Source organism: Psychromarinibacter sediminicola (assembly GCF_029168335.1).
GTDB classification, from domain to species: domain Bacteria; phylum Pseudomonadota; class Alphaproteobacteria; order Rhodobacterales; family Rhodobacteraceae; genus Psychromarinibacter; species Psychromarinibacter sediminicola.
In genome coordinates this window covers 23,505-46,325 of record NZ_JARGYC010000028.1, presented here as the reverse complement: position 1 = coordinate 46,325, position 22,821 = coordinate 23,505, and the positions used below count along the sequence as shown (strand labels likewise).

The window sequence follows — 22,821 nt, the reverse complement described above, 5'->3', positions numbered from 1 at the left end:
GGGCGGTCGTAAGGATGAGCCTGATCAGCAAAACTGGGGCGCCTTCGGGCGCCCCTTCTCTTTTGCGCGGTTGGGCCGAGGTTACGCCATACGCTTCGAACAAGGTGTCGCGCGGAACAAGCCGAAGGCGCCGCGCGAGCGCCGACGCGCCCCCACGCGGCGGCGCTGTGGCTGACGTTATCGCAGAGCTCTGAGGTCATCCGGACCTGGCAGCCATAAAGTACAAAGCTCAGCCATTGGAGCGCCACCGCGCGCGTCGGCCCTCGCGCGGCACCTTCGGCTTGTCGCAGATGCGACCCGGAAGAAAAGACTCCCACTTTTCAGCCCCCTACCGAAACACAGAAAGAAATCTGAAACTTCCGCGCCACCCCCTCCGTACCTCCTTGCAACCGGGCGCAAACGGGCCCGGAAGACAAGCAAGGAGGACACAATGTTCAAGACGACCCTCACCGCCACCGCTCTCGTCGCCGCCGCGGGCCTCGCCCAGGCCCAGGGCAACCCCACCGTCGGCGGGGCGCCGATGATGGCCGACATGACCATCGCCGAGAATGCCTCGAACGCGCCGAACCTGACCACGCTGGTCACCGCCGTGGGCGAGGCCGACATGGCCGGCACGCTGATGGGCGACGGCCCGTTTACCGTCTTCGCCCCGACCAACGCCGCCTTCGACCGGATCTCGGACGCCTCGCTCGAAGCGCTGCTGGCCAACAAGGCGCAGCTGCAGCAGGTGCTGGGCTGCCACGTCGTCGCGGCCGAGGCGTTCTCCACCGACATCGCCGGGATGATCGCCGATGACGGCGGCATGCACCCGGTCGAGACCGTCGGCGGCTGCACCCTGACGGCCTATATGGAGGGCGGCATGCTGAAGCTGCGCGACGAGAACGGCCGCGTGGCCACCGTCACCACCGCCGATGTCGACCAGTCGAACGGCGTGGTCCACGTGATCGACACCGTGCTGATCCCCGCCGGCCAAGTGCGCTGAGCCCCTTCGATAGCCGATGGACGGGGCTGCCTTCGGGCGGCCCCGTTTCGTAGGGTGAGCAATCTGCCCAGGCGCCCGCCGACCCTACAACGCCGCCGTCCGCCACAGCGTCACATTCAGCCCGCCATGCGCCACCGGCGGCCCCGGCGGCTCGAACGGCAGCCCCGTGGCCTTCGCCAGACCGCCGTCGTTGGTCACCAGCCCCACGCGCCAGCCGCGGAACCGCTCCTTCAGCACGGCGCCCAGCGCGCCGTAGAGCCCGAACAGCAGCTTCCGGTTGCCGATCCGCCCGCCATAGGGCGGGTTGACCACGACCAGCCCCGGCGACCCCGCGGGCCGCTCAAGCGCGCTGACCGGCTGACAGGCGAAGCTGCACACCCTGTCCACCCCGGCCCGCGCCGCGTTCGCCGTCGCCATCCGCACCGCGCCCGCGTCGCGGTCGTAGCCGTGAAACCGCAACTCGGTCGAATGCCCCGGCAGCGAAGCCTTCATCGCCGCCCAGGCGTCGGAGTCGAACCCGGCGAGGCGCTCGAAGGCGAAGGCCCGCGCCCGCCCCGGTGCCAGCCCCATCGCGATCTCCGCCGCCTCGATCGGGAAGGTGCCCGAGCCGCACATCGGGTCCACCACCGGCTCGCTCCCGTCATAGCCGCAGGCCCGCAGGACCAGCGCCGCCAGCGTCTCGCGCAGCGGCGCCTTGCCGACGGCCTCCTTGTGGCCGCGCTTGTGCAGCGGCGCGCCCGAGCTGTCGAGGCTGACGGTCACGAGGTTGTCCTCGATCCTGACCATCACCGTGACGGTCTCGGCGACCGTGCCGTCCCGGTCCTCCGGCGCCCCCAGCGTCTCGCCGATCGCGCGGGCCACCCGCTGCGCGGCGGCGCCATTGTGATAGATCTTCGACTTCCGGCAGACCGCCTCCACGCGAAACGGCACGTCCCCGCGCAGGTAGTCGCCCCAGGGCACCTTCCGCGCCCGCTTGTCGAGCTGCGCCAGGTGAAACGCCCGAAACGCGGCGATCCGCACCAGCACCCGGCCCGCGCCGCGCAGGCTCAGGTTGGCCCGCCAGACCTCCGGCCAGCCGCCCCGCGTGGTGACGCCGCCGGCGGTCGTCTCCGGCAAGGCGAAGCCGGCGGCGCGCGCCTCGCCCGCCAGCACCGCCTCCAGCCCCGGCGGGCAGGCGAGGAAGATGTCGAAGTCGGGGGCGGTCATTGCCTGGACTGGTGCCAAACTGCGCGACAGCAGGCCCTTGAACGCCAGATATCACATGTCACGCACGGCGGAACGCCGTGCAGCGCCGCCTCTCGGCGATTGCCCTGCAATCGCCTGTCGTCAGGGCAATTCGTTTCGAAATGCCCGAGAGACCCGCCCCCCCGGCGCGGCGCTTCCGGCGAGGACGGTGCAAAGAGTCCGACGTACATGCTTATGTCTCCGGCATCGCAAAGCTCGACCGCGCCCCGGCGGGTCGGCGCTGCACGGCGTTCCGCTCGACCGGGGCCCCTATCCGGCAAAGCCAAGGACGTAGCGCCGCTCCCCCGTCCAAACCCGGACAGTTACCGCTATCTATAACGATATCAGCGCCTTGGCCCCCTGTCCAACCTCGGACACTACGGCTCACTCCGCCCCGCGCGCCAGCGCCGCGACGCCCGTCCGGGCCATCTCGATCATCCCCAGGGGCCGCATCAGGTCGGCGAAGGCATCTACCTTCTGCGGCGTCCCCGTGATCTCGAACACGAAGCTCTCCAGCGTCGAGTCGACCACGTTCGCCCGGAAGATCTCCGCCAGCCGCAGCGCCTCGATCCGGTCGTTGCCGGTGCCGGCCACCTTGAACAGCGCCAGCTCCCGCTCCACCGCCGGCCCCTCGACCGTCAGGTCGTGGACCTCGTGGACCGGCACGATCCGGCCGAGCTGCGCCTTGATCTGGTCGATCACCGAGGGCGTGCCCGTCGTCACGATGGTGATCCGGCTGACATGCCCGGTATGGTCCGTCTCGGCCACCGTGAGGCTTTCGATATTATAGCCGCGCCCCGAGAACAGCCCGATGACGCGCGCCAGCACCCCGGCCTCGTTGTCCACCACCACGGCCAGCGTGTGCCGCTCCTGCGCCTCCATGTGCGGATCGCGCAGGTCATAGGCCGAATGCTTCGAAAGGCCCTGCTTCAGGTTTAGTGCCGACATCCTGTCTCAGCTTTCATTCTTCATCTTGCCAAAATACTCCGGGGGTCGCCCGTGTCGCGCCATTGGTTCAAGCGGCAATGGCGACGGGCTGGCCCCCGGTCCGCCGTGTTACACCAGAACCGCCCCCGAAGTCCCGATCGCGTCGCCGGTCGAGACGTTCTCGCCCAGCAGCATCTCGTTATGCGGCTTGCCCGAGGGGATCATCGGGTAGCAGTTCTCGTGCTTCTCGACCAGGCAGTCGAAGATCACCGGCCCGTCGTGGCGCAGCATCTCCATGATCGCGTCGTCCAGGTCGGCGGGATCCGACACCATGATCCCCTTCGCCCCGAACGCCTCGGCCAGCTTGACGAAGTCCGGCAGTGATTCCGACCAGCTGTGCGAATACCGCTCGCCGTGCAGAAGCTCCTGCCACTGGCGGACCATGCCGAGGCGCTCGTTGTTCAGGATGAACTGCTTCACCGGCAGCATGTACTGCGCCGCGGTGCCCAGCTCCTGCATGTTCATCAGCCAGGACGCCTCGCCGGCGACGTTGATGACCAGCGCGTCGGGATGCGCCACCTGCACGCCGATCGAGGCCGGGAAGCCGTAGCCCATCGTGCCCAGCCCGCCGGAGGTCATCCAGCGATGCGGATCCTCGAAGCCCATGTACTGCGCGGCCCACATCTGGTGCTGGCCGACCTCGGTGCAGATATAGCGGTCGGGGTGGTCCCTGGTCAGCGCCTCCAGCCGGGCCAGGGCGTGCTGCGGCTTGATCGTCTTTTCCGAGGCGGTGAAGGCCAGGCAGTCGACCTTGCGCCACTCCTTGATCTGGTGCCACCAGTCCAGCACCTTCGGCGCCTGGGTCTTGCCGCCGCGCGCCTTCCAGCGCTTCAGCACCTCGGCCAGAACGGTGCCCACATCGCCGATGATCGGCACGTCGACGCGGATCACCTTGTTGATCGAGGAGGGGTCGATGTCGATATGCGCCTTGCGCGAGCCGGGCGAGAAATCCTGGATGCGCCCGGTGATCCGGTCGTCGAACCGGGCGCCGACGTTGATCATCAGGTCGCAGTCGTGCATCGCCAGGTTGGCCTCGTAGAGCCCGTGCATCCCCAGCATCCCCAGCCAGTTCTTGCCCGACGCGGGATAGGCGCCCAGCCCCATCAGGGTCGAGGTGATCGGGAAGCCGGTGGCGTCCACCAGCTCGCGCAGGGTGGCGCAGGCGGGCCGGCCGGAGTTGATCACGCCGCCGCCGGTATAGAAGATCGGCCGCTCCGCCTGTTCCATCAGATCGACCAGCGCCTCGATCGCGTCGGCGTCGCCGTCGGTCTTCGGGCGGTAATGCTGGGTGCGCGCCTGTTCCGGCGGGGTATAGGTGCCGGTGGCGAACTGCACGTCCTTCGGGATGTCGATCAGCACCGGGCCGGGCCGGCCCTGGGTGGCGACGTGAAACGCCTGGTGGATCGTGTCCGACAGGGTCTCGGGGTCCTTCACCAGCCAGTTGTGCTTGGTGCAGGGGCGGGTGATGCCGACGGTGTCGGCCTCCTGGAAGCCGTCGGTGCCGATCAGGAAGGTCGGGACCTGCCCGGTCAGCACGATGAGCGGGATCGAATCCATCAGCGCGTCGGTGATCCCGGTGACGGCGTTCGTCGCCCCGGGACCGGAGGTGACCAGCACGACGCCCGGCTTGCCGGTCGAGCGGGCATAGCCCTCGGCGGCATGCACCGCGCCCTGTTCGTGGCGGACCAGGTAGTGACGGATGTCGTTCTGCAGGAAGATCTCGTCGTAGATCGGAAGCACGGCGCCGCCGGGATAGCCGAATACCGTGTCCACACCCTGATCCTTCAGGGCCTGAACCACCATTTTCGCTCCGGTCATCTGACGTGTCATCTTCCTGGTCCTTGTGACGTCATTTCTGGGTACGAGACATGAAAAAGCCCCCGAGGGTCAGTCCGGGGGCGCATGGGATCCTGATCGGGTCTCCGGCGGTTACCGGCCCATGCGCCTTTCTCCTACGAGTACGGGAATGAGGCTCATGACCCCGGGGCTCCTTCGTCAGCGTGCGCGGACATTATGCACGCGCGCGGGGGGCGTCAACCGCAATCGCTGTAGAAAATGTCGCGCCCGGCGGCCGCGCTTTGCGAATGTTGCGCGGTTTGCCGGGCGCGATGTAAAAAGCGCGTGTTCCGGGCGCGAGGTCCGGGCCGGTCGGCCCGGTCCGTCAGGCGTCGTCGCGCCAGGGCCGCAGGCGCGGCAGGTAGCGCGGCATCGCGGCGCAGTAGCGGCGATAGCGCTCGCCGAAGAACGCCTTGAGGTCGCGCTCCTCGCAGAGCGTGCCGATCACGATATAGGTACTGAAGCCCGCGGCCAGGACAAGATGGCCCACGGTCATCTCCGGCGTCGCCCAGAACGCGATGAGAAAACCGGTATAGAGCGGGTGGCGCATGTGGCGGTAGAGCCAGCGGGCGCGGAACTGAACCGGCGTGTAGCTGCGCCCCGTATAGTGGAACCAGACCTGCCGCAGACCGAACAGGTCGAAATGGTCGGTCATGAAGGTCGACGCCAGCAGCACCGCCCAGCCCAGCCCGAACAGCGCCCAGAGGCCCCAGTAGGGCAGCGGTGCGGTGACGGTCCAGACCGGCGTCGGCAGCGGCTGCCACAGCGCGATGACGAGGATCAGCACCAGCGTCGAGGCCAGCACGTAGGTGCTGCGCTCCGCCGGCTTGGGCACGACCCTGGTCCAGGCCCGCTTGAACCCCTGCCGGGCCATGATGCTGTGCTGCAGCCCGAACAGGGCGATCAGGCCGAGATTGACGAGCGCCGGCAGCGGCGCGTCGATCAGCGCGCCGGAGTCGACGGTCTTGGGCAGCAGGATCCCGCCGGTGAAGAAGATGAACCACAGGAACGTGGCGAAGAAGAACAGGTAGGCGGCCACGCCGTAGAGCAGCGCGAATAGCCGGCCCCCGCGCGATGCACCGGTCGGGCCGGCGGCGTCGGTGGTGTCGTAGGTCATGGGTCTCTCCCTGAATTCACTGGGCAGAGTCTGCGCCGACGCACCGCCGCGCGCATGAGGCGGATGTCCCGGCGTGGCGGGGCAGGGCGGGACCGGCGTGGGACGGCGGTCCCGCCTCAGCGCTCCAGGTGGCGCCGGGCGCGCACGATCGCCTCGGACCGGCTGCCGACGCCGAGCTTGTGCAGAATGACCGACACCTGGTTGCGCACCGTCTTGGCGCTCTTGCCCAGCCGCTCCGCGATGGCGGCGTTGTCGAGCCCCTCGGCGACGAGCGTCAGCACCTCTGCCTCCGCCGGCGTGAGCCCGGCATCGGCGGCCTCGGCATCCGGCGCCGCGTCGGCGCCGAGGAAGCCGTGCAGCTCGTCGTCGAAGACCCGCCAGGCCGGCTCGTCCGGCAGCAGGACATGGTTGTCGCTTTCCAGCGGCACGAAACGCGCGCCGGGGATCAGCGTGGCCAGCAGCCGCCCCTCGGCGAACGGCACGCAGGCGTCGCCGCGGGCGTGCAGGATCAGCACCGGCAGGTCGAGGGCCTGCGCCTCCTCGGTCACGTCGATCCGCTGGAAGCCGCGCAGCGTGGCGATGGCGGTCTCGGGGCTGGAGGTGCGGCGCTCCATCTCGCTCCACCACCTGATCTGGTCGTCGGTGCCGCCGGGAACGAAGCGGCGCGAGAAGGCCTGCCCGAAGACCGGGTCGTTCCGGCCCCAGCCCAGGCGGATCAGGTTGACGAGCGTCTCCGCCTCGACCCCGATCTCGGGGTCGTTGCCCCGGCGCAGCCCGCCGCGGGCATAGGCGCCCAGCAGGATCAGCCGCGACACGCGGCCGGGATGGCGCAGCGCGAAGCGGATCGCGACGGCCCCGCCCTGCGACATGCCGATCACCGGGAACGGCTCGGGCCCCATCGTGTCGGCCACCGCCTCCATATCGGCGAGCCAGGCGTCCAGCGAGAAGTTCGTCACCTCGCGGTCCGACAGGCCGCAGCCGCGCTGGTCGTAGCGGACGAAGCGGTTGCGCGCCGCGAGCGCCTCGAGCCAGTGGCGCCAGATCGGGCTTTCCAGGTCGTATTCGACATGGCTCAGCCAGTGCGCCGCCCGCAGGAGCGGCGGTCCGGAGCCGACCTCGGCGACGGCAATCCGGGTGCCGTCGGCGGTCCGGCAGAAGCGGATATGCTGGCGCAAGGTCATCGCCCGAAGGATGAAAGACCCGGCGGGACGTGGCAAGCCGTGGCGAAGACCCGCCGCGGGGGCACCCCGGTGCCGGGAATTTCGGCGGGAATTGCCGCGGGAATCGGGCGCCGGGCGAAGTCGAAAATGTCGCCGTGTCGTTAACGTGCGAAACATTGTTTCGCCCGGGAAGGAACGTTCCGATCCGTGCGGTTGCGGAATTCCTTTGCGTAATGCGACAAAAACCGCGCGCAAAGGCCCAAAGACAGGTCTTTATTTGGCGGGGCGGCGCGGCTACGGTGCCGGCACTTCAACGATCCGGCCGGGCACAGGGAGCCCGGTCAACGTCCAGCGAAAACGGGAGGATAACAAACATGGATCGTCGTTCATTCCTAAGGAATTCCGCGCTTGGCGGCGGTGCCGCCGCCGCGGCCGGGCTTGCCGCGCCGGCCTATGCCCAGGGGCGCCGGACGCTCACCATGGTCACGACCTGGCCGCGCGGTCTCGCCGGCGTGTGGGACTCGGTCGAGCGCGTCGCCAACAACATCACCGCGGCCACCGACGGCCAGATCACCGTCGAGCCGAAGGCCGCGGGCGAGCTCGTCGGCGCGTTCGAGGTGTTCGACGCCGTTACCGCCGGCCAGGCCGACATGTATCACGGCGCCGACTACTACTTCGTCGGCCAGCACCCGGCCTTCGCCTACTTCACCGCCGTGCCCTTCGGCATGACGGTGCCGGAGCTGATGACTTGGTATTACGGCCAGGACGGCATGGCGCTGCATCACGAGCTGGGCGAGATCTTCGGCCTGCGCTCGTTCATCGCCGGCCAGACCGGCGCCCAGGGCGGCGGCTGGTTCCGCGAGCCCGTCTCCTCGGCCGACGACTTCAACGGCCTGAAGTTCCGCATGCCGGGCCTCGGCGGCGAGGCGCTGTCGAAGCTGGGCGCGTCGGTCCAGAACGTGCCGGGCGGCGAGATTTACCAGGCGCTGTCGACCGGCGCGCTGGACGCGACCGAGTGGATCGGGCCGTGGTCGGACGAGAAGCTGGGCCTGCAGGAGGTCTGCGACTACTACTACCCGGCCGGCTTCCACGAGCCCGGCGCGGCGCTGTCGGTGGCCACCAACCTGGAGGTCTTCGAGGGCCTGACCGGGGCGCAGCAGAAGGCGATCGAGCTGGCCGCCGCCGACGCGCACCAGGCCAACTATGCCCAGTTCATCGCGAATAACGGCCCGGCGCTGGAGCGGCTGATCTCGGGCGGCACCCAGATCGAGGAATTCTCCAACGACATCTGGGACGCCTTCGGCTCCGCGTCGATGGAAGTGCTGAGCCAGTACACCGACGACGATATCTTCAAGAAGATCCACGACTCGGCGCAGGCCTCGATGCGGGCGTCGTCGGGCTGGCTGTCGCGGTCGGACAACGCCTACGTGAACCAGCGCAACCGCGTGCTGCAGGCGATGTAAGCCGGACGCGGCTTGAGGACACGGCCGCGCGCGGGAGACGCGCGCGGCCCTTCGGCTTATCCGGCCGGCACATGCAGGGGCGACGGGGCGCATGGGCGACGCACTGATCTGGTTTTTCTCCAACATCGGCATGGCCTTCTACAATTTCGGCTATGCGATCACGCATCCGGGCCTGTGGCTCGACTGGTCGAACAGCGAAGCGATCATGCGCGTCATCTACTATGGCGGCTCGGTCGAGTTCTTCTTCGTGGTCTTCGTGGCCTTCCTGATCGTCACCGGCCTCGGCATCTGGCGCCATTCCATCATGTGGGGCGCGGTGCGGGTGCTGGAGGGGTTCGGCAACGCCGTGGGCCGCTTCTTTGCCTGGGCGGGCCTTCTGATGGTGCTGCAGCAGGTGATCGTGGTCTTCCTGCAGTCGGTCTTCCGCATGGGCAACCTGACCATCGCGCCTTTCGGCGTGGGCTTCACCCAGTCGGTGGGCTGGTTCTCCGAGGAGCTGAAGCTCTACAACGCGATGGTCGTGGCGCTGTGCTGCGCCTACACGTTCATCCAGGGCGGGCATGTCCGGGTCGACCTGTTCTATGCCACGGCGAAGTACCGCACCAAGAAGGCGATCGACATGTTCGGCTCCATCGTCTTCATGATGCCGGCCGCGATCCTGATCTGGATGTACGGCTGGTATTTCCTGTGGCGGCATCTCGTCGTGCCGAAGCCGTCGGCGTCGGACACGCTGGACCGGCTCCTGCTGAAGTCGCGGGCGCTGCGCTGGAACGTCGAGACCATCGGTTTCTCGCCCAACGGCTTCAACGGCTATTTCCTGTTCAAGATCCTTCTGGCCTGTTTCGCGGCCATGGTGTTCCTGCAGGCCGTGGCCTTCTTCTACCGCTCCTATCTCGAATTCGTCGAAGGACCCGAGAGCGAGGGCAAGTATCACGATCACGACTGGCTCGAAAAAGGCGAAGAAGCCTACGACCACGCGGAATTCTAGAGGGGCAGGGAAATGCTTTTCGGACTCGACGGCATCGAGATCGGCCTGATCATCGTCTTTCTCTGCCTCTTCGGCGGAATCCTGTCGGGCTTTCCGGTGGCCTTCGCCATCGGCGGCGCCGGCGTCATCTCCTTCGGGATCATCGCCGGGCTCGACACGGCCGGGCTGCTGATCCACCAGGCCATCGACACGCGCAGCCAGGCCTATGCCGATCTCGTGGCGAGCGGGGTCAAGCCCGACAACATCTCGATATTCCGACATCCCGACCTGCCGCGCATAGGCATGCCCGTCTTCCCGCAGGGCTGGGAGACGGCGCTCGACCGCAACATCAGCTTCATCGTCAACCGCATCAACGAACGGGTGCTGGCCGGCCAGTCCATCGAGACGCTGCTGGCGGTGCTGATGTTCGTGATGATGGGCATCACGCTGGAACGCTCGAAGATCGCCGAGGATCTCTTGACCACGATGGCGCGCGTCTTCGGCCCGCTGCCGGGCGGCCTGGCCGTGTCCGTGGTGGTCGTCGGCGCCTTCCTGGCCGCCTCGACCGGCATCGTCGGCGCCACGGTGGTGACGATGGGGCTTCTGTCGCTGCCCACGATGCTGCGCAACAACTACTCGCCCGAGCTGGCGACGGGCGTGATCTCGGCCTCGGGCACGCTGGGCCAGATCATCCCGCCGTCCATCGTCATCGTGCTGCTGGGCACGCTGGCGGGCGATCTCTATGCCACGGCGCAGGAGGCGCGGGCGCAGTCGGTGGGCTGCACCGACGCGCTGACCTATCTGGGCGAACCGGCGGTCGTCTCGGTGGGCACGCTGTTCCAGGCGGCGATGCTGCCGGGCGTGATGCTGGCGATGCTCTATGCGCTCTACGCGCTGGGCTATGCGATCCTGAACCCGTCCAAGGCGCCGCCGGTCGCGCTGGGCACCGCCAACAGCGAGCCGATCACCAAGCAGGACGCGATGGCCTGGTTCGTGGGCGCCCCGATCCTGCTGATCGGCGGCGTGATCCTTGCGGTGCAGGTCGGGCTGGTGGGCAGCCAGGACGTGCGCTTTGCCGATTTCGACGGGTACGACCGGGAATCCGTGCTGCGCACCAACGTCTCGCCGGACTGCCAGGAGGCGATGATCGAGCTGCACGGCCAGGCGGCCTGGGACCGCGCGGTCGAGGTACGCGAGGCCAATGCCGCCGCCGTCGCCGCCGGCGAGACCGAAGAGCCCGAGGAGCTGACCCCCGAAGAGGAAGCGGCCGCGCTGGCCGAGCGCATCGCCAACGCGCCGGTCCTCGGCTCGGGCGTGGTCACGCTGTTCCTGCTGCTGGCGCTGGTGCTGACCACGGCGCGGGGCATCTCGCCCCTGGGCGACCCGCGGCCGCTGATGATCGGGGCCGTGGGCGTGATCCTCGGCGTCCTGGCCGACATCCTGTTCATCACCCCGGCGACCTCGGCCGGCACCACGGTGCTGATCCTGGCCATTCCGCTCGCCATCACGCTCTACGGCGCGTCCTTCGCCGTGCGCCGGCTGGCGCAGAACGACCTGCTGCGCGTGGTCTTCCCGCCGCTGGTGCTGATCGTCGCCGTGCTGGGCTCGATCCTGGGCGGCATCACCAACCCGACGCCCGCCGCGGCGCTGGGCGCCGCCGGGGCCATCATGCTGGCCGCCTATCGCAAGCTGAAGGACGAGGGCGGGTCGGGCAGGATCATCATCTGGTCGACCTTCGCCATCGTGATCATGATCCTCGCCGGCATGAACTTCGATCTGCGGGTCGACCAGGCGGAGGTGCCGTTCGAGACCTGGGTCGCCTATCTCGTGGCGCTGGCGTGCTATCTCTATGCCGTCTTCGGCCTGCTCTTCGCGCTCTGGACGCTGCTGCGCAGTCACGTGCTGGGGCCGGTGGTGCGCGAGACGGCCAAGGTCACCTCGATGGTCTTCACCATCCTGATCGGCTCGCAGCTGCTGAACCTCGTCGTCATCTCCTTCGGGGGCGAGCACTATATCCAGGACTTCCTGAAGAGCTACGACAACGAGTTCACGGTCTTCCTGATCGTGATGCTGGTGCTGTTCGTCCTGGGCTTCGTGCTGGACTTCCTGGAGATCATCTACATCGTCATCCCGATCGTCGGACCGGTGATCTATGGCGGCACGATGGACCCGAAATGGGTGACGATCATGATCGCGGTGAACCTGCAGACCTCGTTCCTGACGCCGCCCTTCGGCTTCGCGCTGTTCTACCTGCGCGGCGTCGCGCCGCCGTCGGTCACGACGGGCCACATCTATCGCGGCGTGGCGCCCTTCGTGGTGATCCAGGTGGTGGGGCTCGCGCTTCTGTGGCTGTTCCCCGGCGTGGTGACGATCGTTCCCGACCTGATCCCGAACTGATCCCGCGCCGCTTCGCATCGGGCGCCCGGCGGAAACCTGCCGGGCGTCTTGCGGTGTGAGCGAAATGCCGCCGTTTCAAGGGGTTGTCCGGCTTTCCGTGGCGGCGGCCGTGGAACCGCGCGGGTTCTCGCCGGTTGACCCATGGACGGATCGGCGGCACATGGCCGCCTCCCGATCCCGTGACTGGCACGCCCGCGCGGGTGTGTCATTTAACAATCCAGAGCGTCCTGCGGATTGCACGGCGCCACGGAACGAAAAACAGGAGAGCAGAGATGAAAACGCTCGTCATCGCATCGGTCGCCGCCCTTGCCACCGCGCCGGCCTTCGCCGGCAACCTCACGCCCGCCGACCCCGATCCGGTCGTGACCCCGCCGCCCGCGCCGGCGACGCCGGTCGGCTACGACTGGACCGGCTTCTATGCCGGTGCCCAGCTCGGCTGGGGCCATGTGGAGAACGGCAACAACGATGCCAACGGCTTCGGCGGCGGTGTTCACGCCGGCTATGACTGGGACTTCGGCGATATCGTCGTCGGCGTCGCAGCCGACTACGACCTCACCGCGATCGAATCCAACAGCGGCAACGCCACGCTCGACAACGTGGCGCGCGCCAAGCTCCGCGCGGGCTACGATGTCGGCAAGGTCCTGTTCTACGGCACCGGCGGGGCCGCTTGGGCGCAGGGCAGCTTCAGCGGCACCGACTATAGCGACAACGGCTGGTTCGCCGGGGCGGGCGCGGAATACCGCGTCAACGAGAAGGTCTCGATCGCCGGCGAAGCGCTGTACCACGTCTTCGACAATTTTGACGGCACGGGCATCGATTTCGGCGGCACGACCGTCGCGGCGCGCGTGAGCTACCGGTTCTGAACCTCACCCCTCCCTAGAACCGGACGGGCCGGGGCAATTGCCGCCCCGGCCCGTTTTCGTTTTCGGGGCCTTTGCCGCGCCCCGGCCGCCGCGCACCGCGCACCGCGTCAGGCGCGCGCAAGCTCCGTGACCACCTCATGCACCGCCATCACGTCGTCGCGGGTGCAGTCGAAGGTTCCCGCCGTCACCCGGATCACGAACTTGCCCTCGTGTACGGTCTGGGTCAGATAGACCCGCCCGTCGTCGTTGATCCGCGCCAGGAGCGCCTCGGTCGCCGCGTTCGCGTCGCCGCCCTCGGGCGCGTAGCGGAACGAGAACAGCGCCAGCCGCGGCTCGGTCACGATCTCGAAGCCGGGCGTCGCGCGGAACGCCTCGGCCAGCTCCTCGGTCCAGGCGACGTGGTTGCGGATGCGGGTCCGCAGGTCCTCCAGCCCATAGGCGCGCAGCACGAACCACAGCTTCAGCGCCCGGAACCGGCGGCCGAGCGCGACGGTCCATTCGTTGAAGTTGACGATCTCGTCCCGGCCCTGCGTCTGCAGGTAGTCGGGGCGCAGCCCCAGCGAGCGGATCTGCGGGGCCGGGTCCGCCAGGAACTGGACCGAGCAGTCGAACTGCACGCCAAGCCACTTGTGCGGGTTGAAGACGATGCTGTCGGCCCCCTCGACGCCGGCCCAGAGCGCGCGGAACTCCGGGCAGATCATGGCCGAACCGGCCCAGGCGGCATCGACATGGACATAGAGGTCGTGCTTCTTCGCCACCGCGATGCACTCGGCCGCAGGGTCCAGCGCGCCGATGCCGGTCCCGCCGGTGCAGATCACCAGCCCCGCCGGGATGCGTCCCGCCGCCCGGTCTTCCTCGATCGCCCGCTCCAGCGCCGCGGGGTCCATCCGGTACGCGGCGTCGGTGTCGATCTTCACCAGGTTGCGCTGGCCGATGCCCGCCAGTCGCACCGCCTTGTCCACCGAGCTGTGGGTCTGGGCGGAGGCATAGACCCGCAGCGCCTGGCCGGTCAGCCCGTCCTGCACGCTGTCCCAGCCGGTCGCGCGGTCGCGCATGGTGATGACCGCCGACAGGGTGCAGGTGGAGGCGCTGTCGTGGATCGTGCCGGTGAACCCCTCCGGCAGCCCGAGGGCCTGGCGCAGCCAGTCGGTGGTGACCTGCTCGATCTCGGTGGCGGCCGGGCTGGCCTGCCAGATCAGGCAGTTCGACGCCATCGCGTTGGCCAGCTGCTCGGCCCACATCGAGGCGGGCGCGGCGTTGGCCGGGAAATAGGCGAAGAAGCGCGGGTGCTGCCAATGCGTCATCGCGTCGGGCACGATGCGCTCGAAATCGGCAAAGATCGCCTCGGGGCTCTCCGGCGCCTCGGGCGGCGACGCGGGGAGCTTCGCGGCGGTCTCGCCGGGGCTGACCTGCGCGCGCACGGGGCGGTCGCGCAGGGTCATGTGATAGTCGTGCGCCCAGTCGGCGGCGCGTTTCGACCAGTCTCTCAGATCGTCGTGATTCATGGCGCGCATCTGCTCACGCGGTAGGACTTTTGGCAAGAGGCGCCGCCCCGTCGGCGGCCCGACCCGGTCCGGCGTGGGGCGGCTCAGCCCGGTACGACGGGGAGCGCCGAGAGTCCATGGAAATGGTAGAGATCGGCATAGCGCGGCGGGGCGGCCAGCCGCAGGCCCGGCAGGCGGTCGAAGAGCACCCGCAGCGCGACCTGCAGTTCCAGCCGCGCGAGCGGCGCGCCGACGCAGAAATGCAGCCCCGCCCCGAAGGCGACGTTCGATTTCACCGGACGCGCCGGATCGAACCGGGCCGGGTCCGGCCACACCGCCGGATCGCGGTTGGCGGCGCCGAGGAGCAGCGCCACCTGGTCGCCGCGGGTCAGGCGGTGACCGAAGAGGTCGAGGTCGTCGTAAGCGTAGCGCGTGAACATTTGCAGCGGCGGGTCGTAGCGCAAGATCTCCTCGACCGTGGCCTCCACCGTGTCGGAGGCCAGCCGGTCCGGGGGCGTGCCGTGGTCCAACAGTGCCTTCACCCCGTTGCCCATGGCGTGGACCGTGGCCTCGTGGCCCGCGTTCAAAAGCAGGATGCAGGTGGTGATGAGTTCGTCGGTGGTCAGGCGTTCCCCGTCCTCCTCGGCCGCGATCAGGTGGGTGATCAGGTCGTCGGCGGGGCGCGAGCGGCGCTCGGCGACATAGCCGCGCATGAAGTCCGAGAATTCGGCGGCGGCGGCACAGGCCGCGTCCTCGACCGCGCGGTCGCGGCGGGCCTGGTACATGGCGACCATGGCGTTCGACCAGGACAAGAGCTCGGGCGCCATGCTGTCGGGCACGCCCAGGAGCCGGGCGATCACGATCACCGGAACCTGCGTGCAATAGGCCGGCAGCAGGTCGACCTCGCCGGCGGGAAGGGCATCGACCAGCCGGTGACAGAGGGTCTCGATCTCGGGGGCCATGCCGGCGATGCGGCGCGAGGTGAAGGCGCGCAGCACGAGGGAGCGAAGCCGCGTATGGCGGGGCGGTTCCAGCTCCAGCATCGAATGCGCCTCGATGTCGTAGAACGGCCGGAGCCGGTCCGGGATGTCCGGCGCCGTCTCGGCCGGCACTTCCCGGCCCAGCCGCCGGTCGCGCAGCAGCGCGTTCACCTCGGCGGCGCCAGCGGCGCAGGGCATCGCGTAGTCCTCCCACCAGACCAGCGGGCCCATGGCGCGCATCCGGTCGTAGAACGGGTAGGGGTCCTGCACGAAGGCGGGTGCGGTGGGGGATTGCGACAGGCGCGGCATCTCGGGCATGGGGTCAGGCTTGGGCTCGGTCATGGGCCCGAGCCTGTCCCGAAGAATCTGGCCATTGCAAGCGTGGCGACTTAGACATCGGGCATGAGGCGATTGCTGCGACGACGCATGGCGGTGCTGGCCGGGTTCCTCCTGGCCGTCGCCGGATTCGCGGCGGTGATCTGGTGGATCGCCTTCGCCGCCGCGCTGGATCAGCTGGAGGAGCGCGGGCATGCCGACCTGTCGCTCGCCGCCGACCGGCTGACGGGGCAGTTGCGGCGGGTGCGGGACGTGGCCGTGCTGGTGGCCGACCACCCGGTGCTGGTGCCGCTGGTGCTGGGCACCGGCGGCGACGAGGCCGCCGCCGACGCGCTGCTTCAGGCCTTCGCCGACCGCAGCGGCGCGCAGCGGCTGTGGCTGGCCGACGACACCGGCCGCGTGCTCGCCGCCTCGGACCCGTTCGCGGCGCGCCACGTGGGCGGCAGCGGCGCCTTCCGCCGCGCGATGGACGGGGCGCTGGGGCTGGAGCACGGCGTCGATGCCGACAGCGCGCAGCGCTTTTTCACCTATGCCGCGCCGGTCTTCTCGCCCGAGGGGCCGGCCGCCGGGGCCGTCATGGTGCGGGTGAATGTCGACGAGCTGGAATGGAACTGGCCCGCCGACCCCTCGCCGGTGATCTTCACCGACGCCCGCGGCGTGGTCTTCGTCTCCAACCGCTCCGACCTGACCCTGAGCGTGCGCGCCGCGCCGCCCGACGGCGACATGCCCGACGAGGTCTATGTCGGCGCCGTGCTCTCGCCCTTTCCGGCGCGCGCGCAGCGGGTGGTTCGGGGGCACGACCTCTGGGCGCTGGAGGACAGCCCCTACCTGCCGCGCTACGCGCTGCACCTGACGCAGCCGCGCCCGGTGATCGGGATGACGGCCGAGATCCTGGTGAACCTCGCGCCGGCGCTGCGGCTGGCCTCGCTGCAGGCGGCGGTGGCGGCGGCGCTGTGCCTGGCCTTCGGCGCGCTGCTGTTCTACCTGGCCGAGCGGCGCCGGGCGCTGGCGGAGCGGCTGGATATCGAGGAACGCGCCAACGCGGCGCTGGAGGCGCGGGTGGCCGAGCGGACCGAGGCGCTTTCGGCGGTGAACGCCGACCTGCGGCGCGAGGTGGGCGAGCGGCGCGAGGCGGAGGCGGCGCTGAAACGGGCGCAGGCGGATCTGGTGCAGGCGGGCAAGCTGTCGGCGCTGGGGCAGATGTCGGCCGGGATCAGCCACGAGCTGAACCAGCCGCTGATGGCGATCCAGTCCTTCGCCGACAACGGCGCGGTCTTCGTCGAACGCGGCAAGCCCGAGCGCGCGGCCGAGAACCTGACGCGGATCGGCGAGCTGGCCCGCCGCATGGGCCGGATCATCCGCAACCTGCGCGCCTTCGCCCGGCAGGAGCGGGCCGACGTGGTGGATGTGGACCTCGTGGCGGTGGTCGACGCCGCGCTGGAGATTTCAGAGGCCAAGGCGGCGCGGGCCGGCGTGACCGTCGCCTGGGACCGCCCCGAGGGCCCGGTGATGGTGCGCGGCGGCGAGGTGCGGCTGCAGCAGGTGGTGATGAACCTGGTCTCCAACGCGGTGGACGCGATGGACGGGGCGGCGGAACGGCGGCTGGAGCTGTCGGTCGCGCCCGGCGACCCGGTGGTGCTGACGGTGCGCGACACCGGCCCGGGCATCGCCGAGCCGGAGAAGATATTCGACCCGTTCTACACCACCAAGGCGGTGGGGCAGGGCGAGGGCATGGGGCTGGGCCTGTCGATCTCCTACGGGCTGGTGCAGAGCTTCGGCGGCGCGATCCGCGGCCGCAACCACCCCGACGGCGGCGCGGTGTTCCGCGTGGAACTGGCGCCGGTCGGGGCGGAGGCGGCGGCATGACGGCGCGGGTGCTGCTGGTCGACGACGACCGCCAGGTGCGCGAGGCGCTGGGCCAGACGCTGGAGCTGGCGGATCTGGACCCGGTGCTCGCGGGGTCGTTCATCGAGGCGAAGGACCATATCGCGCCCGGCTTCGACGGCGTCGTCGTGTCGGACATCCGCATGCCCGGGCGCGACGGGTTTCACCTGCTGGAGCATGTGCAGGCGGTCGATGCCGACCTGCCGGTGATCCTGCTGACCGGCGAGGGGGATATCCCGATGGCGGTGCGCGGGATGAGCGAGGGGGCCTTCGACTTCTTGGAGAAACCCTGCGCGCCGAAGGACCTGCTGGCGGTGGTGGAGAAGGCGCTGAAGACCCGGGCGCTGGTGCTGGAGAACCGGCGGCTGAAGGAACAGCTGACCCGCGGCGACGCGGCGGCGCGGCTGCTCTACGGCGAAAGCCAGGTGGCCGAGGCGCTGCGCGACCGGGTGCGCGCCGTGGCGCGGACCTCGGCCGAGGTGCTGATCACCGGCGAGCCGGGCACCGGCACCTCCAAGGTGGCCGAGGTCATCCACCTGCTCTCGGGCGCCGCGCAGCGGCCGTTCCAGAAGCTCGCGGCGGCGACCCAGACGCCCGAGACCCTGTCGGCCGCCTTCGAGGCCGCGAAGGGCGGCTCGCTGTTCCTGGACGAGGTGGCCGCGCTGCCCCCGGCCGCGCAGTTCGCCGCGCTGGAACTGCTGGAGGACAACCCCGGCGCCCGCATCCTCGCCGGAACCTATCGCGACCTGGAGGCGGAGGCGCGCGAGGGCCGGTTCAACCCGGATCTGTTCTACAAGCTCGACGTGATGCGCGTGCGGATCCCGTCGATCCGCGAGCGGCCCGACGACATCCCGGTGCTGTTCCGGCATTACGTGCAGATCGCCTGCGAACAGGCGGCGCTGCCGGTGCCCGAGATCCCCTCCGACGTCGTCGCCCGTCTGATGGCGCAGGACTGGCCCGGCAACGCGCGCGCGCTGATGAACGCGGCCATGCGCTTCGCGATGGGGCTGGGCGAGGCGGAGCCGGAGGAGGAGCTGGGCCTGGCCGAACGCCTGGCGCAGGTGGAACGCTCGCTCCTGATCGAGGCGCTGCAGGGGCACGGCGGCAACGCGACCGAGGCGGCGCGGGCGCTGAAGCTGCCGCGCAAGACCTTCTACGACAAGCTGGCCCGCCACGGGCTGCGGGCCGAGGCCTATCGCTGAACCACACTGGCCGGGCGGCGCGCGTCCGCCCGGTCTCCGCGCCCAGGGCGAATCGCGGCGACCGTGGCGGGGCCGGCCGGCGCCCGGACACCGCAAACCCGCCTATGGACGGCCGACGCGCTGTGCGGAATCCCGCACAGACCGGCGATGCGCCTGTGCGGGGATTCACCCATTCGCAAAACGCGCGGCTGCCATGCGCCTTTGGCGACCCTTCCAACGCCCTGAAAACAGGGAAAGAATCTTGATTGCACCGGAACGCCCAGCGAATACTTGCCCAAGCGACGCCACGGCAGTTCTATCCCGGCGAGGCCCGGTCCGCCGGGTCCACGGAGGAAATTCATATCCACTTTCGGGAGGACCCCATGAAAGTCACCACCCTGGCCACGACGGCCATCGCCCTCGTCATGGCGGCCGGCGCCGCCACCGCGCAGGAGGACGCCTGCGACGACGGCGAGATCGTCGTCAAGTTCGCCCATGTCACCAACACCGACCGTCACCCCAAGGGCATCGCGGCCGAGCTGCTGAAGAACCGCGTGAACGAGGAGATGGACGGCACCATGTGCATGGAGGTCTATCCGAACTCCACGCTCTACAACGACGACCAGGTGCTGGAGGCGATGCTGCAGGGCGACGTGCAGCTGGCCGCGCCGTCGCTGTCGAAGTTCGAGACCTTCACCAAGGTGTTCCGCATCTTCGACCTGCCGTTCATGTTCAAGAACATCGACGCCGTGGATGCCTTCCAGGCCTCGGATGCCGGCCAGTCGATGCTGGACTCGATGACCCGGCGCGGGCTGCAGGGCCTGGCCTACTGGCATAACGGGATGAAGCAGTTCTCGGCCAACGTGCCGCTCCTGACCCCCGACGATGCCGCCGGCCTGAAGTTCCGCGTGCAGCCCTCCGACGTGCTGGTGGCGCAGATGGAGGCGCTCGACGCCTCGCCGCAGCCGATGGCCTTCTCGGAAGTCTACGGCGCGCTGCAGACCGGCGTCGTCGACGGGCAGGAGAACACCTGGTCGAACATCTGGGGCCAGAAGTTCTTCGAGGTGCAGGACGGCATCACCGAGACCAACCACGGCATCATCGACTATCTCGTCGTGACCTCGGTCGACTGGCTGGACAGCCTGGAGCCCGACGTGCGCGACCAGTTCCTGACGATCCTGGGCGAGGTGACGACCGCGCGCAACGCCGAGAGCTACGAGGTCAACCAGGAGGCCAAGCAGTCGATCATCGACGCCGGCGGCGAAGTGCGCCAGCTGACGCCGGAGCAGCGCCAGCAGTGGGTCGACGCGATGAAGCCCGTCTGGGACCAGTTCGAGGGCGACGTCGGCGCCGAGAACATCGAAGCGGCGCAGTCGATCAACGAGACGATGTGATCCGATCTTGAGACCACGGGTGCGGACCGGGTTGGGAGGCCCGGTCCGCACCGCGCATTCAGGGAGGGGGGCACCGCCATGAGCGGCCATTCCATTCACGCAAACCGCAGCCGGCTCTGGCACATCGTCAACACGCTCGAGGAAAGCATCATCGCGATCCTTCTCGGGCTGATGACGCTGGTGACATTCACCAATGTCGTGCTGCGCTACGGCTTCAACTCCTCGCTGATCTGGGGGCTGGAGGTCACGCTGATCCTGTTCGCCTGGCTGGTGCTGTTCGGCATCAGCTACGGGTTCAAGGTGACGGCGCATCTGGGCGTCGACGCGCTGACCAACCTGTTCCCGCCGGCCGGCCGCAAGGCGCTGGCGCTGATCTCGGCGGCGGTCTGCATCGCCTATGCCTTCCTGCTTCTGAAGGGGGCGTGGGACTACTGGGCGCCGTTCGCCGCGCTGCAGCCGACCGAGGGCCGCTGGTTCCCCACGGGCTTTGCCGAGGGCGTCCGCGACCGGGCCTTCTATGTCACCGACCAGGTGCCGATGCTGGGCATCTTCCGCTGGCTGGAGGACGCCATCAACTACGGCGAGGAGTACGAAAAGCTCCCGCGCGTCATTCCCTACACGATGCTGCCCGTGGCCGCGGCGCTGATCCTGTTCCGCGTGCTGCAGGCGACGGTGGAGCTGTTCACCGGCCGCCGCGACAGCCTGATCGTGAGCCACGAAGCCGAGGAAGAGGTCGCCGAGGCCTCCTCCCGCGCCGACAAGGACTGAGCCCATGGACGTCGTAATTCTGTTTCTGATGGTGATCGGCCTGCTGCTGATCGGCGTGCCGATCGCGGTGTCGCTGGGCCTGTCGTCGATCATCTTCCTGCTGGTCTATTCCGACACCTCGCTGGCCTCGATCGCGCAGTCGATGTACCAGGCGATGGCCGGGCACTACACGCTGCTGGCGATCCCGTTCTTCATCCTGGCCTCGTCCTTCATGTCGACGGGCGGCGTGGCGCAGCGGATCATCCGCTTCTCCATCGCCTGCGTCGGGCACCTGCCCGGCGGGCTGGCCATCGCCGGGGTCTTCGCCTGCATGCTCTTCGCGGCGCTGTCGGGCTCGTCGCCCGCCACCGTGGTCGCCATCGGCTCCATCGTCATCGCCGGCATGCGGCAGGTGGGCTATTCCAAGGACTTCGCCGCCGGCGTGATCTGTAACGCGGGGACGCTGGGCATCCTCATTCCGCCGTCCATCGTGATGGTGGTCTATGCCTCGGCGACCGACGTGTCGGTGGGGCGGATGTTCCTGGCGGGCGTGATCCCGGGGCTGCTGGCCGGCGGGATGCTGATGGGGGCGATCTACTTCATCGCCGTCACCCGCAACCTGCCCAAGGGCGACTGGCTGGGCTGGGGCGAGATCTGGCGCTCGGGGCGCGAGGCGGCCTGGGGGCTGTTCCTGATCGTCATCATCCTGGGCGGCATCTATGGCGGCATCTTCACGCCGACCGAGGCCGCGGCGGTGGCGGCGATCTACGCCTTCTTCATCGCCTCCTTCGTCTATCGCGACATGGGGCCTTTGGCGGCGAAGAACGCGACGCCGGCCTCGTCGGACTACCTGGAGGCGGGCGAGGGATCGCTGAACGCCGCCGCGGCGCCGGCGGCCGGGCGCAACCTGTCGCTCCTGCAGAAGCCCTGGGCGCTGATCACGGTGTTCTTCCACCGCGACACCAAGGAGACGCTGTTCGAGGCGGGCAAGCTGACCGTCATGCTGATGTTCATCATCGCCAACGCGCTGATCCTCAAGCACGTGCTGACCGACGAGCAGATCCCGCAGCATATCGCGGCCTCGATGATCTCGGCCGGGTTCGGGCCGATCATGTTCCTGGTGATCGTGAACGTGATCCTGCTGATCGGCGGTCAGTTCATGGAGCCCTCGGGCCTGATCGTCATCGTGGCGCCGCTGGTCTTCCCGATCGCCATCGAGCTGGGGATCGACCCGATCCACCTGGGCGTCATCATGGTGGTGAACATGGAGATCGGGATGATCACGCCGCCGGTGGGGCTGAACCTGTTCGTTACTTCCGGCGTCGCCGGGATGCCGATGATGCGGGTGGTGAAGGCGGCGCTGCCGTTCCTGGCGATCCTGTTCGTCTTCCTGATCATGATCACCTACATCCCGCCGATCTCGACCTTCCTGCCCACGACCTTCATGGGGCCGGAGATCATCACGAATTAGGGTGAATAGAAGGAGCGCTTCCGCGCGTTCTTTTCTCTGAAATCGGTGAGGCGACGCTCCTGTCCGGGGGCGTCGCCTTTTTCGATGCCGGATTTTGCGTATTTGGAACGAGAAGAAGTTCGGGGTGGTGTTTTTGGGACGGGTCAGCGCTTGCGGAAATAGGGCAGGGCAAAGAGGTAGAGGCCGGTGAAGAGCAGGAGCGCGAGCGGCGCCAGCGGCAGGTAGAAGACCCACTCGGGGGTTTCCCATCCCATCGCTTGCGTGGCGAAGAGCGCGGCGACCAGCAGGGCGAAGACCATGGATGTCCAGCGATGCGTCTGGCGAATCTGGCGGTGCAGCGACATGGCA

18 protein-coding genes are annotated in these 22,821 nt (G+C 68.8%); 10 read left to right on the top strand and 8 right to left on the bottom strand.

Annotation, left to right across the window (positions count from 1 at the left end; all coding sequences use genetic code 11):
- The first annotated feature begins 430 nt into the window (after positions 1-430).
- On the top strand, positions 431-982 hold the full coding sequence (locus P1J78_RS12090) for a fasciclin domain-containing protein (protein ID WP_275567619.1): 552 nt from the start codon (positions 431-433) through the stop codon (positions 980-982).
- An 84-nt stretch (positions 983-1,066) separates the two neighbouring features.
- Here the strand turns inward: P1J78_RS12090 and P1J78_RS12085 are convergent, their stop codons facing one another.
- The 5 genes from P1J78_RS12085 to P1J78_RS12065 all read right to left on the bottom strand — a co-directional run bounded on the left by P1J78_RS12085 (position 1,067) and on the right by P1J78_RS12065 (position 7,327).
- The gene (locus tag P1J78_RS12085) at positions 1,067-2,188 is read right to left on the bottom strand and encodes a THUMP domain-containing class I SAM-dependent RNA methyltransferase (RefSeq protein ID WP_275567618.1); all 1,122 of its coding nucleotides are present in this window, start codon (positions 2,186-2,188) and stop codon (positions 1,067-1,069) included.
- Positions 2,189-2,590: 402 nt separating this feature from the next.
- Positions 2,591-3,154: an acetolactate synthase small subunit gene (gene ilvN, locus P1J78_RS12080; protein ID WP_275567617.1), complete on the bottom strand. Its 564-nt coding sequence runs from the start codon at positions 3,152-3,154 to the stop codon at positions 2,591-2,593.
- 108 nt (positions 3,155-3,262) lie between these two features.
- A complete protein-coding gene (locus P1J78_RS12075) occupies positions 3,263-5,023 on the bottom strand; it encodes an acetolactate synthase 3 large subunit (RefSeq protein WP_275567616.1) in 1,761 nt (586 codons plus the stop codon).
- A 331-nt stretch (positions 5,024-5,354) separates the two neighbouring features.
- Positions 5,355-6,146 carry a methanethiol S-methyltransferase gene (mddA, locus tag P1J78_RS12070; RefSeq protein ID WP_275567615.1) on the bottom strand — a complete coding sequence of 264 codons (792 nt, stop codon included), beginning with the start codon at positions 6,144-6,146 and terminating at the stop codon, positions 5,355-5,357.
- Positions 6,147-6,262: 116 nt separating this feature from the next.
- Entirely contained in the window at positions 6,263-7,327 is a 1,065-nt protein-coding gene (locus P1J78_RS12065) for an alpha/beta fold hydrolase (protein WP_275567614.1), read from the bottom strand.
- Between the two features lie 353 nt (positions 7,328-7,680).
- Between P1J78_RS12065 and P1J78_RS12060 the strand changes: the two genes are divergently transcribed.
- From P1J78_RS12060 to P1J78_RS12045, 4 genes are all read left to right on the top strand, one after another.
- Entirely contained in the window at positions 7,681-8,769 is a 1,089-nt protein-coding gene (locus P1J78_RS12060; protein ID WP_275567613.1) for a TRAP transporter substrate-binding protein, read from the top strand.
- A 91-nt stretch (positions 8,770-8,860) separates the two neighbouring features.
- Positions 8,861-9,757 carry a TRAP transporter small permease subunit gene (locus tag P1J78_RS12055; RefSeq protein ID WP_275567612.1) on the top strand — a complete coding sequence of 299 codons (897 nt, stop codon included), beginning with the start codon at positions 8,861-8,863 and terminating at the stop codon, positions 9,755-9,757.
- Between the two features lie 12 nt (positions 9,758-9,769).
- A complete protein-coding gene (locus P1J78_RS12050; RefSeq protein WP_275567611.1) occupies positions 9,770-12,133 on the top strand; it encodes a TRAP transporter large permease in 2,364 nt (787 codons plus the stop codon).
- Between the two features lie 272 nt (positions 12,134-12,405).
- Positions 12,406-12,996 carry an outer membrane protein gene (locus P1J78_RS12045; protein WP_275567610.1) on the top strand — a complete coding sequence of 197 codons (591 nt, stop codon included), beginning with the start codon at positions 12,406-12,408 and terminating at the stop codon, positions 12,994-12,996.
- Positions 12,997-13,103: 107 nt separating this feature from the next.
- Here P1J78_RS12045 and P1J78_RS12040 read toward each other — a convergent pair whose 3' ends face one another.
- Together P1J78_RS12040 and P1J78_RS12035 are read right to left on the bottom strand one after the other, a co-directional pair.
- On the bottom strand, positions 13,104-14,501 hold the full coding sequence (locus P1J78_RS12040) for a pyridoxal phosphate-dependent decarboxylase family protein (RefSeq protein ID WP_275567609.1): 1,398 nt from the start codon (positions 14,499-14,501) through the stop codon (positions 13,104-13,106).
- An 83-nt stretch (positions 14,502-14,584) separates the two neighbouring features.
- Positions 14,585-15,769, bottom strand: a complete 1,185-nt coding sequence (locus P1J78_RS12035; protein WP_275567629.1) for a cytochrome P450 — start codon at positions 15,767-15,769, stop codon at positions 14,585-14,587.
- A 93-nt stretch (positions 15,770-15,862) separates the two neighbouring features.
- Here P1J78_RS12035 and P1J78_RS12030 point away from each other — a divergent pair, with 93 nt between their 5' ends.
- The 5 genes from P1J78_RS12030 to P1J78_RS12010 all read left to right on the top strand — a co-directional run bounded on the left by P1J78_RS12030 (position 15,863) and on the right by P1J78_RS12010 (position 22,473).
- Complete coding sequence (locus P1J78_RS12030) at positions 15,863-17,662, top strand: sensor histidine kinase (RefSeq protein ID WP_275567608.1); 1,800 nt, start codon at positions 15,863-15,865, stop codon at positions 17,660-17,662.
- Complete coding sequence (locus P1J78_RS12025; protein ID WP_275567607.1) at positions 17,659-18,882, top strand: sigma-54-dependent transcriptional regulator; 1,224 nt, start codon at positions 17,659-17,661, stop codon at positions 18,880-18,882. Before P1J78_RS12030 ends, P1J78_RS12025 begins: the two co-directional genes overlap by 4 nt.
- A gap of 362 nt (positions 18,883-19,244) precedes the next feature.
- The gene (locus P1J78_RS12020) at positions 19,245-20,255 is read left to right on the top strand and encodes a DctP family TRAP transporter solute-binding subunit (protein ID WP_275567606.1); all 1,011 of its coding nucleotides are present in this window, start codon (positions 19,245-19,247) and stop codon (positions 20,253-20,255) included.
- A gap of 78 nt (positions 20,256-20,333) precedes the next feature.
- Positions 20,334-21,023, top strand: coding sequence for a TRAP transporter small permease (locus P1J78_RS12015; RefSeq protein WP_275567605.1), 690 nt, complete (start codon positions 20,334-20,336; stop codon positions 21,021-21,023).
- Between the two features lie 4 nt (positions 21,024-21,027).
- Complete coding sequence (locus P1J78_RS12010) at positions 21,028-22,473, top strand: TRAP transporter large permease (protein ID WP_275567604.1); 1,446 nt, start codon at positions 21,028-21,030, stop codon at positions 22,471-22,473.
- A gap of 143 nt (positions 22,474-22,616) precedes the next feature.
- On the opposite strand, the gene P1J78_RS12005 is transcribed toward P1J78_RS12010, so the two are convergent.
- Positions 22,617-22,817 carry a hypothetical protein gene (locus tag P1J78_RS12005; protein ID WP_275567603.1) on the bottom strand — a complete coding sequence of 67 codons (201 nt, stop codon included), beginning with the start codon at positions 22,815-22,817 and terminating at the stop codon, positions 22,617-22,619.
- Positions 22,818-22,821 lie beyond the last annotated feature (4 nt).

Bases quoted from the DNA above. Each gene is read 5' to 3' on its own strand.
- P1J78_RS12090 (WP_275567619.1), top strand. From the start codon at position 431: ATGTTCAAGACGACCCTCACCGCCACCGCTCTCGTCGCCGCCGCGGGC.
- P1J78_RS12085 (WP_275567618.1), bottom strand. From the start codon at position 2,188: ATGACCGCCCCCGACTTCGACATCTTCCTCGCCTGCCCGCCGGGGCTG.
- ilvN (WP_275567617.1), bottom strand. From the start codon at position 3,154: ATGTCGGCACTAAACCTGAAGCAGGGCCTTTCGAAGCATTCGGCCTAT.
- P1J78_RS12075 (WP_275567616.1), bottom strand. From the start codon at position 5,023: ATGACACGTCAGATGACCGGAGCGAAAATGGTGGTTCAGGCCCTGAAG.
- mddA (WP_275567615.1), bottom strand. From the start codon at position 6,146: ATGACCTACGACACCACCGACGCCGCCGGCCCGACCGGTGCATCGCGC.
- P1J78_RS12065 (WP_275567614.1), bottom strand. From the start codon at position 7,327: ATGACCTTGCGCCAGCATATCCGCTTCTGCCGGACCGCCGACGGCACC.
- P1J78_RS12060 (WP_275567613.1), top strand. From the start codon at position 7,681: ATGGATCGTCGTTCATTCCTAAGGAATTCCGCGCTTGGCGGCGGTGCC.
- P1J78_RS12055 (WP_275567612.1), top strand. From the start codon at position 8,861: ATGGGCGACGCACTGATCTGGTTTTTCTCCAACATCGGCATGGCCTTC.
- P1J78_RS12050 (WP_275567611.1), top strand. From the start codon at position 9,770: ATGCTTTTCGGACTCGACGGCATCGAGATCGGCCTGATCATCGTCTTT.
- P1J78_RS12045 (WP_275567610.1), top strand. From the start codon at position 12,406: ATGAAAACGCTCGTCATCGCATCGGTCGCCGCCCTTGCCACCGCGCCG.
- P1J78_RS12040 (WP_275567609.1), bottom strand. From the start codon at position 14,501: ATGAATCACGACGATCTGAGAGACTGGTCGAAACGCGCCGCCGACTGG.
- P1J78_RS12035 (WP_275567629.1), bottom strand. From the start codon at position 15,769: ATGCCGCGCCTGTCGCAATCCCCCACCGCACCCGCCTTCGTGCAGGAC.
- P1J78_RS12030 (WP_275567608.1), top strand. From the start codon at position 15,863: ATGAGGCGATTGCTGCGACGACGCATGGCGGTGCTGGCCGGGTTCCTC.
- P1J78_RS12025 (WP_275567607.1), top strand. From the start codon at position 17,659: ATGACGGCGCGGGTGCTGCTGGTCGACGACGACCGCCAGGTGCGCGAG.
- P1J78_RS12020 (WP_275567606.1), top strand. From the start codon at position 19,245: ATGAAAGTCACCACCCTGGCCACGACGGCCATCGCCCTCGTCATGGCG.
- P1J78_RS12015 (WP_275567605.1), top strand. From the start codon at position 20,334: ATGAGCGGCCATTCCATTCACGCAAACCGCAGCCGGCTCTGGCACATC.
- P1J78_RS12010 (WP_275567604.1), top strand. From the start codon at position 21,028: ATGGACGTCGTAATTCTGTTTCTGATGGTGATCGGCCTGCTGCTGATC.
- P1J78_RS12005 (WP_275567603.1), bottom strand. From the start codon at position 22,817: ATGTCGCTGCACCGCCAGATTCGCCAGACGCATCGCTGGACATCCATG.